Genomic DNA, 12,667 nt, shown 5'->3' with positions numbered 1-12,667 from the left:
TTTTGTATGTTAGGCTATTGTAGTTTTTAAGGCAGAAATACGTCATGCAGCCCACTTCTTTATCTGAGAGTCAAACCCCGCTAGGCACAGTGGAAGAACAAGTTGAACGCTATAAGCAGGTATTAGATGTGATGCCAGCAGGCGTGATCTTGCTTGATACACAAGGGACGGTCTGTGAAGCCAACCCTGAAGCACAGCGGCTACTAGAAATCCCATTGGTTGGTGAAAAGTGGTTTGAAGTGATTCAACAAGCTTTTGCACCACGTGAAGATGATGGCCATGAGATATCTCTACGCAATGGGCGTAAAGTTCGTTTAGCAATTTCTGCTTCTGCAACGGGCCAGCTGATTTTGATCACCGATTTAACGGAAACTCGTTTACTTCAGTCAAGAATCAGCGACTTACAGCGCCTCTCTTCAATTGGTCGAATGGTTGCTTCGCTAGCGCACCAAGTACGTACACCACTTTCAAGTGCGATGTTGTATGCATCTAACTTAGCTGCACCTAACTTGCCATCCACAACTAAAGATCGTTTTCAGACTAAGCTAATGGACCGTTTACACGATCTAGAAAAGCAAGTGAACGATATGCTGTTGTTTGCTAAGGGTGGGGACAACAAGGTTGTGAAATCATTTTCGATTGCTGATTTAGTCGCTGAGTACTCGCCTATGGTTGAAACTGCGCTGAAAAACAATCAAATCGACTATTTTATAGAAGTAGAGCAAGAAGAAACGACACTGCTTGGTAATTCGAATGCGATTGCCTCTGCTCTAAGTAATTTGGTGATGAACGCGATTCAAATCGCAGGCAAAGAATCTCAAATTGATGTGTTTTTCCGCCCGGTAAACAATGAATTAAAGATTTCGGTACAGGACAGTGGCCCTGGTGTACCGAAAGAGCTTCAAAGCAAAATAATGGAACCTTTCTTTACAACACGTTCTCAAGGCACAGGCCTCGGTCTTGCTGTTGTACAAATGGTGTGTCGAGCACATGAAGGAAGAATAGAGCTAATTTCAGAGGAAGGTGATGGTGCTTGTTTCACGATGTGCATTCCATTGGATCGTCGCCCTACGGCTGAACAAGTAATTGAGACTGGAGAGTAATAATGGCTCAAAGCAAGGTACTGATTGTTGAAGATGATGAAGGTCTACGCGAAGCCTTAGTTGATACGCTGGCGCTGGCTGGCTACGAATGGCTAGAAGCGGATAGCGCAGAAGATGCGTTAGTGAAACTCAAGTCAAACAGTGTTGATATCGTTGTATCTGATGTCCAAATGGCGGGCATGGGCGGTCTTGCTCTGCTGCGCAATATCAAACAGCACTGGCCAAACCTTCCGGTACTATTGATGACCGCGTATGCCAATATTGAAGACGCCGTTTCAGCAATGAAAGACGGTGCGATCGATTACATGGCTAAGCCATTTGCGCCAGAAGTACTGCTTAATATGGTCAGCCGTTACGCGCCGGTGAAATCGGATGACAACGGTGATGCCGTTGTTGCGGATGAAAAGAGCATTAAGTTACTTACATTAGCAGACAAAGTAGCCAAAACGGATGCGAGCGTGATGGTTCTGGGACCAAGTGGTTCAGGTAAGGAAGTGATGTCTCGTTACATTCACAATGCATCGAATCGTAAAGACGGTCCTTTCGTCGCGATTAACTGTGCGGCTATTCCAGATAATATGCTCGAAGCAACCCTGTTCGGTTATGAAAAAGGAGCATTTACTGGCGCCGTTCAAGCGTGTCCAGGTAAGTTTGAACAAGCTCAAGGCGGCACCATTTTGCTGGATGAAATCAGTGAAATGGACATGAATCTACAAGCCAAACTATTACGTGTCTTACAAGAGCGTGAAGTTGAGCGTTTAGGTAGTCGCAAAAGTATTAAACTTGATGTTCGCGTACTCGCAACCAGTAACCGTGATTTGAAGCAGTATGTACAAGAAGGTAACTTCCGCGAAGATTTGTACTACCGACTGAATGTATTCCCAATTGCTTGGCCTGCATTGTGTGAACGCAAAGGTGATATCGAGCCTTTGGCACTGCACTTGATTGAGCGTAACTGCAAAAAATTAGGGATGCCGGTTCCAACTTTAACAACCCAAGCGATCGATAAACTTTTGACTTACACTTGGCCTGGTAACGTTCGTGAGCTTGATAACGTTGTCCAACGCGCTCTCATTCTAAGTGAAGATCACCAGATAGGTTCTGAACATATCTTGCTAGAAGGATTAGATTGGCAAGATGCATCGGGCTTACAACAAATGGTTGAAAATTCAGATGTTTGTGCGCCAACCGTTCAGCCTGTCGCACAGCCAGATTTGAACAAAGCATCGACCTCAAATGCGAGTCTTGGCGGTGAACTTAGAGATCAAGAGTTTGCCATTATTCTTGAAACGTTAGTGGAATGTAATGGTCGACGTAAAGAAATGGCAGAAAAGTTAGGTATTAGCCCACGTACACTACGCTACAAGTTAGCAAAAATGCGTGATGCAGGGATTGATATTCCAAACTAACATGCTATTTTCGACGCCGTAAAGGGATATGGCACATACTTTGCAGCGTCATAAATACAACAAAAGTTTTAGTCAAAGAGTTGACGACCGAGGTATCGATGAAAATTGATGGTTTCCAAAGCGAAATGCAAGCGATGATGTTTGAGGCAGGCAATACTCGACCTGCTGCAACGGGTCAAACCGTAGGTGCCGATTTTGGTCAGCTACTTAATAACGCCATCAACAACGTCAACAGCTTATCTAAAACATCCGGTGATCTACAAATGCGTTTTGACCGAGGCGATGAAAACGTCTCGTTGTCAGACGTTATGATCGCCAGAAATAAGTCGAGCGTCGCGTTCGATGCAACAATTCAGGTGCGCAACAAACTTGTTGAGGCGTACAAAGAATTGATGAACATGCCAGTGTAATCAGTAGGTATCATCTGTGTCAGAGCAAAATCAATCAACAGACCTAGCCGTATCTGAAGGCGGTGATAGCACCATGCTGACAACATCCGACATGGATGCCGGTGTGCAAAATCCAGATCTGGATGAAAAAAGCAGTTCAAAATTTGATATGGCCGTAGGGGATCTTGATCTTCTACGTCAAGTCGTCCTTGTCCTTTCTATCTCTATCTGTGTTGCTCTAATTGTGATGCTTTTCTTCTGGGTAAAAGAGCCAGAAATGCGTCCATTAGGGGCATACGAAACCGAAGAGCTGATTCCAGTTCTTGACTACCTTGATCAGCAAAAGCTCGATTATAAATTAGATGGCAATACCATCTTAGTTCCAACCAGTGAATACAATACGCTTAAGCTCGATATGGTGCGTGCTGGTCTGAATCAGGAAAAACATGCTGGTGACGACATATTGCTGCAAGATATGGGCTTTGGTGTTTCCCAGCGCTTAGAGCTTGAACGACTTAAACTGAGCCGAGAGCGTCAACTATCGAAAGCGATTGAAGAAATGAAACAAGTGCGAAAAGCACGTGTTTTATTGGCGTTGCCTAAGCAGAGTGTCTTTGTTCGTCACAATCAAGAAGCGTCCGCTTCAGTATTTTTGACCCTAAAAACTGGCGCAAACCTCAAGCAAGAAGAAGTCGATTCGATAGTGGATATGGTTTCAAGTGCTGTACCTGGTATGAAGCCAACTCGTATTACGGTGACCGATCAGCATGGTCGCTTGCTTAGCTCTGGTTCGCAAGACCCAGCTTCAGCGGCTCGCCGCAAAGAGCATGAGTTAGAACGTAAGCAAGAACAGGCGCTGCGTGACAAGATTGATTCTGTTCTTATCCCCATTCTTGGTTTTGGTAACTACACCGCACAAGTGGATATTGAATTGGATTTCAGTGCTGTTGAGCAAACTCGTAAGAGCTTTGATCCAAACACGCCATCAACGCGAAGCGAGTACACGTTAGAAGACTATAATAACGGTAGCGTTGTCGCAGGTGTTCCAGGTGCGCTAAGTAATCAGCCTCCTGCCGATGCTTCGATTCCGCAAGATGTTGCGCAGATGAAAGATGGTACAGGTATTGGTCAAGGCTCTGTACACAAAGAAGCAACGCGTAACTTTGAATTGGATACCACAATCAGCCATGAGCGCCGTCAAACTGGTGTCGTCAATCGTCAAACTGTTGCGGTGGCGATTAAGAATCGTGCGATTGTGAATCCAGAAACTGGCCAAACGACTTATCAACCACTCGCGGATGCGGACTTAGCATCTATCCGCCAAGTGTTGATTGGTGCGGTTGGCTTTAGCGAAGGTCGTGGAGACCTACTAAACGTACTTAGCATGCAATTTGCTGAGCCGGAAGTTGAAGTGATGGCCGATGTGCCAATCTGGGAACATCCTAATTTCAACGACTGGGTTCGCTGGTTTGCAAGTGCCTTAGTTATTATTGTGGTCGTAATTGTCCTAGTACGTCCGGCGATGAAGAAATTGCTCAACCCTGCATCGGACGATGATGATCAACTATATGGACCAGATGGCCTGCCTATCGGTGCAGATGGTGAAACCAGCTTGATTGGTGGAGACTTGGAAGGTGGAGAGCTGTTTGAGTTTGGCTCAAGCATTGATCTGCCAAATCTGCATAAAGATGAGGATGTGCTGAAAGCGGTGCGTGCTCTGGTAGCAAATGAACCTGAGCTTGCGGCGCAAGTTGTGAAGAATTGGATGGAAGATGCCTAACGAAATAGTACCTCAGCAAGAGGAAGGCGGTGAGGTAGCAGAGAACGCCGTGGATATAACATCAATACCGGGTGAGGAACGCGCTGCGATTCTTCTTCTTAGTCTTAATGAAGAAGATGCGGCGGGCATTATTCGTCACCTGGAGCCGAAACAAGTTCAACGAGTGGGTAGTGCGATGGCTCGTGCTGCTGACTTAAGCCAAGAGAAAGTAGGTGCAGTGCACCGCGCCTTCTTGGAAGATATTCAGAAATACACCAACATCGGTATGGGCAGCGAAGACTTTATGCGTAACGCTCTTGTCGCTGCACTTGGTGAAGATAAAGCAAATAACCTTGTTGACCAAATTCTATTGGGTACCGGTTCGAAAGGTCTTGATTCATTGAAATGGATGGACCCTCGTCAGGTTGCCAGCATCATTATCAACGAGCACCCGCAAATCCAAACTATCGTACTTTCGTACCTAGAGCCGGATCAATCTGCGGAGATCTTATCTCAGTTTGCAGAGCGTGACCGTCTCGACTTGATGATGCGTATTGCGAACCTTGAAGAAGTTCAGCCATCAGCACTTGCTGAGCTAAACGAAATCATGGAGAAGCAGTTTGCTGGTCAAGCTGGTGCTCAAGCCGCGAAAATTGGTGGCCTGAAAGCGGCTGCCGAAATCATGAACTATATGGATAACAACGTCGAAGGCATCCTGATGGATCAAATCCGAGATCAGGACGAAGACATGGCAACGCAGATCCAAGATCTCATGTTTGTCTTCGAAAATCTTATCGAAGTCGACGACCAAGGTATTCAGAAGTTGCTGCGTGATGTTCCTCAAGATGCGCTACAACGTGCGCTTAAAGGTGCTGACGATGGCTTGCGTGATAAGATCTTCAAGAATATGTCTAAGCGTGCAGCTGAGATGATGCGTGATGATCTGGAGGCAATGCCACCAATCAAAGTATCTGACGTTGAGGCTGCTCAGAAAGAGATCTTGGCAATTGCTCGTCGTATGGCAGATTCCGGTGAGCTAATGCTTGGCGGCGGTGCTGACGAGTTCTTGTAATTTTAGAAAATAAGTTAGGTATCTATGTCTGGGGATAGAAAGCGCGGTTTCTTGCGTTTAGAAGATGATCAAGTCGTTCAAAAAGCGGAACGCTGGGGTATGCCTGACTACACGTCAGATACGCACGGTAAAGCAAAAGAAACGGCGATGAACTATGACCCTAGCTGGATGCCGAGTCTGCCTGAAACTGCGGAAGAAGCCCCTGTTGAATTGACCGATGAAGAAGTTGAACTGATTAAGCAGCAAGCTTATCAGGAAGGTCTCCATCAAGGTCAAGAAGCGGGCTTTAAGCAAGGTTACGAAAAAGGCAAAGAACAAGGTTTAGAAGAAGGTCATAGCGAAGGGCTGGAAGCGGGCAAGTTGGAGGGCGTCGCTGCGGGTCAGGAGTTTATCCAACAGCAAGTTCAGACGTTCGTTGGTCTTGCAAACCAATTTGCTCAGCCGCTTGAGTTGATGAATGCGCAAGTTGAGAAACAGCTTGTCGATATGGTGCTTACCTTAGTCAAAGAGGTGGTTCATGTTGAAGTTCAGACCAATCCGCAAGTTATCCTCGATACGATTAAACAATCGGTCGAATCCTTACCTATCTCTGGTCATGCGATCACCTTAAAACTTCATCCAGATGATGTAGAGATCATTCGTTCTTCTTACGGTGAAGAAGAACTCAACTTCCGTAACTGGACTTTGATGCCAGAGCCAGCGCTAAATCGTGGTGACGTTCAGATTGAAGCGGGTGAGTCGAGTGTCAATTATCGAATGGAAGAGCGAATCCGCAATGTTATTCAAAGCTTTTGTGGGGTGAATCGCCACCAAGGTGGTGAGTAGTGTTAGCCCTCGCGGAGCGCTTATCTCAGTATAAAACCCAAGGACTCACTTGCCGACCTGTTGCGTCTGGCAAGCTGGTGCGAGTGGTGGGCTTGACCCTAGAAGCAACAGGCTGCCGAGCTCCCATTGGCAGTTTGTGCCGCGTAGAAACCATGCACGGTGAGATGGAAGCTGAAGTGGTTGGCTTCTCAGGCGACAACCTTTACCTAATGCCAAGTGAGCAAATCACAGGTGTATTACCTGGTGCTAAAGTCACCCCTTTGACTACAGATACTGGCCTGCCGGTTGGTATGGAGCTATTAGGTCGAGTGATTGACGGTGTGGGAAATCCACTTGATGGTTTAGGCCCTATCTATACGGAAAAGCGCGCATCCTTTAACGCTGATCCCATTAACCCGCTTGCACGCAAACCTATCTCAGAGCCCCTTGATGTCGGCATCAAGGCGATCAATGGCCTGTTAACTGTGGGTAAAGGCCAACGTATCGGTCTATTCGCTGGTTCCGGTGTTGGTAAGTCGGTGACGCTAGGCATGATGACTCGAGGTACAACCGCGCAAGTCGTCGTAGTTGGTTTAATCGGTGAACGTGGTCGAGAAGTAAAAGAATTTATTGAAGAGATTTTAGGTGTGGATGGCCGTCAGCGCTCAGTAGTGGTTGCGGCACCCGCTGACTCTTCTCCTTTGATGCGTTTAAAAGGTTGCCAAACAGCGCTGACGATTGCTGAGTACTTCCGCGATCAAGGCTTAGACGTGCTGCTGTTAATGGATTCATTAACTCGTTTTGCTCAGGCGCAACGTGAAATAGCCCTCTCAGTCGGTGAGCCGCCTGCAACCAAAGGCTATCCACCTTCGGTATTTGCCAAACTGCCTGCACTTGTTGAACGTGCGGGTAACGGCAGCCCAGAGCAAGGCTCCATCACGGCTTTCTTCACCGTATTGACGGAAGGTGATGATCTACAAGATCCTATTGCGGACGCGTCACGAGCGATTTTGGATGGTCACGTAGTGTTATCTCGTGAAATGGCCGATGCCGGACATTACCCTGCGATTGACGTAGAAAAGTCGGTCAGTCGTGTTATGCCTCAGATCACTTCTGAAGAGCATGTACTGATGTCAAAAGCGGTACGCCAAGTGCTTTCTATTTGTCGTAAGAACCAAGATTTGGTTTCAATTGGCGCCTATAAACCGGGTACCGATCCAGCGATTGATGGTGCGTTTACTATCAAGCCTAAACTGGATGGTTACTTGCAGCAGGCGATGAAAGAAAGCGTACCTTATGACATGTGTGTCAACATGCTACGCGGCTTATTGCAAGGGGAGTAGTAGACGATGGATAACGCACTCGAATTTCTTCTTGAACAAGCAAAAGAGCGAGAAAACCAAGCGGTTCTGGCCTTAAACCAAGCGCGTACAGAGCTTGAAGGTTACTACCAACAGCTTAGCCAAATTGAAAAGTACCGCCTTGACTACTGCCAGCAGTTGGTCGATCGTGGCCAGCAAGGTTTGACTGCCAGCCAGTATAGTCACTTGAATCGATTTTTAACGACTTTAGACGAAACGTTAGCCAAGCAAAAGCAGGCTGAATCGCACTTTAAAGGACAGGTCGAAGGTTGTGAGCAGAATTGGCTAGAGAATCGTAAGCAGCGCCGTTCTTATGAATGGTTGATTGAAAAGAAGCGTACAGAAAAAGCCAAACTAGAAAATATTCGTGAACAAAAGCAGATGGATGAGTTCGTTACTCTTCAGTTTGCTCGCAGACCCTCCAATTAATCTATTGTTCTTATTTAGTGGCTCATTTCTTGCATTTTATTCAAAAAATGGGCTTCCAATTGCAGTGTTGCCTCTCTTTAGCTTTGTTATTAGCTGTGCAGGTGTTTGACTATGAATATTAACCTATCGACCGTGACCGACAGTCCAAAAGTGACTAAGACCGCTGCCACGACTGAAATCAGTGAGGCCAGTGAAGAAACGCAATCTGAAGGTTTTTTCTCCAAACTCTCTTCTTTCATCAAAGGCGACAGCACTTCTGAGGGCAAATCAGCGAAAGCAGAAGATGGTGAGGCAGTTGAAGAGTCAGCAGATAAGCCGTTGAAAGGTAAAGCAGAGTCAACTGAAAGCGCGAGTGCTGATGAGTTGCTCATACAGGAAAATAGTAAAGCGGTAAAAGCTGAAATTAGTGACGCTGAAAGCGACGAGCCTCAACAAAAGAGTGCAAAGCTTGAGAAAGATGAAAAGGTCGAACCTGCACCTTTAGTGAAATCGGAAAAGACGACCTCAAGTGAAGCTGAGAAAATCATCGCTGACAATGATGAAGTGTTAAAACGCCTTGATCAATCCAACAGCGCATTGCAAGCAAAAGATGGCAAGCCTTTGCCGCAACAACCTGAAGCTCAAACGAATCAAACCGCTAATCTAAAAACGGACACGGTATCAGACGCCGAGGGCTTGGCGCCTGTAAGTTCGCAAAAAGTGCCTGAGCAAAGTATTCCTCAACAAGATGTAGTAAGCCGTGCTGTGACAGAAGAGCTTGATGCTCCTGAGGTTCAAAATAGTCGCGTAGTAGCTCAGGAGACCTTGCCTAAGCAGACTTCACGTCATCTAGAGGGCGAAGCGTCTGTTGAACAGCAAGGTTCGAATAAAGGTGAAGCGGTTGTGATCCCTGCTGCAGCGCAGAGATTTGTACAAACTGAATCTGCCCCTCAGCCTGAACAACTTGTAGGGCAAAAAACAACGTCTATTTCAGATAGCAAAGAAGCCGCCGTGGCTTCCGGCGTAGCACTCACTGCCGCCGCTACACAAACAAGTGTCAATGATGAAGTGATATTGGAATCAGAGGCTGCAAAGGCTGTTGGCCAAAAAGAAATGATTCAACAGCAAGTGGTTACCGAAGATGACGCTGAGCTGCTAAAAATGGCAGAGAGCAACCTAGCGGAAGACCAAATCACTGAAGCCGCGCTTACCACCAAGGCGGCGGTTGAAGCGGTTGAAGAATCCAATGTTGTGAGTCCAGAAGTGGCTGCTGTTGCCGCTGTTGGAACAAAAGTAGCGACGGAAGCAAAAGTAGATGTTAAAGCCGCTTCGACACCAAAATCTCAAACGGTGCTACAAACGACTGCAAGCAGTGCGTCAGATGTTTCTAGTGCGAGTATTGAAGCTCCGGTAGCTGCGGGCGTGATGGCAGCGGCGGCTATCCCTTGGGCGGTAAACAGTAGTGACGAAGTGACGAGTGACGAGGTCGTACTTAAGTCCTCATCGCAGTTAGAGCCTAAAGCGCAACAAGCTGCGGTGGCCCAGTCTGTTCATCAAGCGCTTGCTCAGTCTCAAACGGCGCAAGTTGCAGCGCAACAAAACGCAGCAGCCCTTGCTCCAACACAAGTCGCGAGCCCTGAAGTGATGGCAAGCCAAATGCAAACGCTCGTGAATGCGCCTGTGAACACACCAGTTAACCCAGCGGTTGCCGAGCAAGCCATGCTTAAAGCCGCGATGAGTGCCAAAACTGTTGGCGGTTTAACTAACGGTTCTGCAGCCAAGAATGAATCCGGCTTAGGGCAAGGCGGTGAGCCAGCATTCGCTCAGCAACTGGCTCAAGCCGCAGGTCTTCAGCAGAGTAGCTCAGGTCAGGTTCGAGCAGAGCAAGCGGCTCAAGTGCCATTGCAAATGAATCGAGAAATGGCCAGTGATCAAGTCGCTGAACGTGTTCAGATGATGCTTTCAAAGAACTTAAAGAACATCGATATTCGATTGGATCCGCCGGAATTGGGCCGAATGCAAATTCGTATGAATATGAACGGTGATGGCGCAACGGTTCACTTTACCGTCGCTAACCAACAAGCTCGTGATGCGCTTGAACAATCAATGCCAAGATTACGAGAAATGCTCGCTCAACAAGGTGTTCAGTTAGGTGATACTTCTGTACAACAGCAAGCGAGTGGGCAGCAACAAAATCGTTATGCAGCGAATGGACAGGGGCAATCTGGTCAAGGTAGCAGCAATCAAGCCGGTATGGGTGAAGAAAACCTTGAACCAGACATCAATCTTGATTTGAATGTCGCTGCAAAGCGTGATGGAATCAGTTATTACGCTTAAACTATAAAAACACCAACATAAAGAGAATGTTAAGTTATGGCAGTCGATGAAGTCGAAACCGAAGCTCCCAAAGGGAAAGGCAAACTCATAATTATCATCGTAGCGGTTGTGGTTCTTCTGCTTGGCGGTGGTGGCGCTGCTTTTTTCTTGATGGGTTCAGATGAAGAAGCAACAGAAGAAGCTGCTACGCAACAAGAAGTGGTTGCGCCAACTGAGCCTGTGGCTTACGTAAATATTGCCCAACCTTTTATCTTTAATGTTACGGGTGATAAACGCGATCGCTTAGTCCAAATTAAAGTTCAGCTGATGGTTCGTGGTAGCGAAAATGAAAATTTAGCTCGTTATCACTCTCCATTGGTTGAAAGTTCTTTGTTGAGTACGTTTGCTTCTGCGACGGTAGAGCAGCTAAGAAGTGCCAATGGCCGAGTTGAGCTTCGTGATAAAGCAACAGAAGACATTAAAGCCAGTTTAACGCGTGCAGTAGGACAACCAGTTATCGAACGTGTTCTATTTACCGACTTTGTCATCCAATAGGTGAATCGTGACAGATCTATTAAGCCAAGATGAAATCGATGCGCTACTTCACGGGGTAGATGATGTTGATGAGGTTGAAGAAGAGTCGGTTGCCAGTGATGCGAGTGCCGTAGACTTTGACTTCTCTTCTCAGGACCGCATTGTACGTGGTCGAATGCCGACGCTGGAGCTCATCAATGAGCGCTTTGCTCGTCATATGCGTATCAGCCTATTCAACATGCTGCGAAAAACAGCAGAGGTGTCGATAAACGGCGTTCAAATGATGAAGTTCGGCGAATATCAAAACACGCTTTATGTTCCGACCAGTTTGAACATGGTGCGTTTTCGCCCGCTAAAAGGTACCGCGCTCATTACCATGGAAGCGCGCTTAGTGTTTATTTTGGTAGAAAACTTTTTTGGTGGTGATGGTCGATTCCATGCACGTATCGAAGGTCGTGAGTTTACCCCGACTGAACGTCGAATCGTTCAGTTACTACTGAAAATTGTTTTTGAAGATTACAAAGAAGCTTGGTCGCCAGTTATGGGGGTTGAGTTTGAGTATTTGGATTCCGAAGTAAACCCAAGTATGGCGAATATTGTGAGCCCTACGGAAGTGATCGTTGTTAGTTCATTCCATATTGAGGTGGATGGCGGCGGCGGTGATTTCCACGTTGTTATGCCTTACTCGATGGTAGAGCCGATTCGAGAATTGCTCGATGCCGGTGTCCAATCCGATAAGATGGAAACCGATGTCCGTTGGAGCACTGCACTACGTGAAGAAATCATGGATGTGCCAGTTAACTTCCGCGTGAACTTGTTAGAGCAAGATATCTCTCTGCGTGACTTAATGGAGTTACAACCGGGCGATATTATCCCGATCACTATGCCAGAGCATGCGACGATGTTTGTGGAAGAACTCCCAACTTATCGTGTGAAAATGGGTCGCTCAGGTGAAAATCTTGCGGTTCAAGTTTCTGAAAAAATTAAACGACCAGATGTGGTTAAAACCGATATTGCTTTCCTTGGTAAAGACGTCATTTCCGAACTGGAAGATGATGAAGGGGAAATCGAAGATTAATAGAGAATTGTAGGTATTAGGTATGGAACCAAGTGACGACCAAAAATTGGCTGACGAATGGGCTGCTGCTTTAGGAGAAGATCCAGCCGCACCCGAGATCGATGTCGATGAGGTTATGTCTGCCCAGTTAGATGAGCTGCAAGATACATCTTCGCCAATTTCTGACGATGAACGCCGTAAGCTCGATACTATTTTGGATATCCCAGTGACTATTTCGATGGAAGTAGGTCGCTCACAAATCAGTATTCGTAACTTACTTCAATTGAACCAAGGCTCTGTCGTAGAGCTTGAGCGTCTCGCTGGTGAATCTTTAGATGTATTGGTTAATGGCACATTGATCGCACACGGTGAAGTTGTTGTGGTCAACGATAAGTTCGGTATTCGTCTTACCGATGTTATTAGTCAAACTGAGCGTATTAAGAAACTAAGGTAGA

At 46.6% G+C, this 12,667-nt stretch carries 12 protein-coding genes; all 12 read left to right on the top strand.

Annotated elements, in window-relative coordinates; translation table 11 throughout:
• Positions 1-44 precede the first annotated feature (44 nt).
• The 12 genes from GVO60_RS10335 to fliN all read left to right on the top strand — a co-directional run bounded on the left by GVO60_RS10335 (position 45) and on the right by fliN (position 12,666).
• Positions 45-1,103: a sensor histidine kinase gene (locus tag GVO60_RS10335; RefSeq protein ID WP_159653627.1), complete on the top strand. Its 1,059-nt coding sequence runs from the start codon at positions 45-47 to the stop codon at positions 1,101-1,103.
• Positions 1,104-1,105: 2 nt separating this feature from the next.
• Positions 1,106-2,512, top strand: a complete 1,407-nt coding sequence (locus tag GVO60_RS10330; RefSeq protein WP_159653625.1) for a sigma-54-dependent transcriptional regulator — start codon at positions 1,106-1,108, stop codon at positions 2,510-2,512.
• 98 nt (positions 2,513-2,610) lie between these two features.
• Complete coding sequence (fliE, locus tag GVO60_RS10325; protein WP_159653623.1) at positions 2,611-2,922, top strand: flagellar hook-basal body complex protein FliE; 312 nt, start codon at positions 2,611-2,613, stop codon at positions 2,920-2,922.
• 16 nt (positions 2,923-2,938) lie between these two features.
• Entirely contained in the window at positions 2,939-4,681 is a 1,743-nt protein-coding gene (fliF, locus tag GVO60_RS10320) for a flagellar basal-body MS-ring/collar protein FliF (protein WP_159653621.1), read from the top strand.
• A complete protein-coding gene (gene fliG, locus GVO60_RS10315; RefSeq protein WP_159653619.1) occupies positions 4,674-5,732 on the top strand; it encodes a flagellar motor switch protein FliG in 1,059 nt (352 codons plus the stop codon). Before fliF ends, fliG begins: the two co-directional genes overlap by 8 nt.
• Positions 5,733-5,756: 24 nt before the next feature.
• Positions 5,757-6,557, top strand: a complete 801-nt coding sequence (fliH, locus tag GVO60_RS10310; RefSeq protein WP_159653617.1) for a flagellar assembly protein FliH — start codon at positions 5,757-5,759, stop codon at positions 6,555-6,557.
• Complete coding sequence (gene fliI / locus GVO60_RS10305; RefSeq protein ID WP_159653615.1) at positions 6,557-7,879, top strand: flagellar protein export ATPase FliI; 1,323 nt, start codon at positions 6,557-6,559, stop codon at positions 7,877-7,879. Before fliH ends, fliI begins: the two co-directional genes overlap by 1 nt.
• Before the next feature lie 6 nt (positions 7,880-7,885).
• Positions 7,886-8,326 carry a flagellar export protein FliJ gene (gene fliJ / locus GVO60_RS10300; protein ID WP_159653613.1) on the top strand — a complete coding sequence of 147 codons (441 nt, stop codon included), beginning with the start codon at positions 7,886-7,888 and terminating at the stop codon, positions 8,324-8,326.
• 111 nt (positions 8,327-8,437) lie between these two features.
• Positions 8,438-10,642, top strand: coding sequence for a flagellar hook-length control protein FliK (locus GVO60_RS10295; RefSeq protein WP_159653611.1), 2,205 nt, complete (start codon positions 8,438-8,440; stop codon positions 10,640-10,642).
• Between the two features lie 36 nt (positions 10,643-10,678).
• The gene (fliL, locus tag GVO60_RS10290) at positions 10,679-11,176 is read left to right on the top strand and encodes a flagellar basal body-associated protein FliL (protein ID WP_159653609.1); all 498 of its coding nucleotides are present in this window, start codon (positions 10,679-10,681) and stop codon (positions 11,174-11,176) included.
• Positions 11,177-11,183: 7 nt separating this feature from the next.
• Positions 11,184-12,233, top strand: a complete 1,050-nt coding sequence (gene fliM, locus GVO60_RS10285) for a flagellar motor switch protein FliM (RefSeq protein ID WP_159653607.1) — start codon at positions 11,184-11,186, stop codon at positions 12,231-12,233.
• Between the two features lie 22 nt (positions 12,234-12,255).
• Positions 12,256-12,666 (top strand): flagellar motor switch protein FliN, encoded by a 411-nt coding sequence (gene fliN / locus GVO60_RS10280; protein ID WP_159653605.1) that lies wholly within the window; start codon positions 12,256-12,258, stop codon positions 12,664-12,666.
• Position 12,667 lies beyond the last annotated feature (1 nt).

This window comes from Vibrio atypicus (assembly GCF_009811315.1).
Lineage (GTDB): Bacteria > Pseudomonadota > Gammaproteobacteria > Enterobacterales > Vibrionaceae > Vibrio > Vibrio atypicus.
This window is presented reverse-complemented; position numbering and strand designations above follow the sequence as displayed.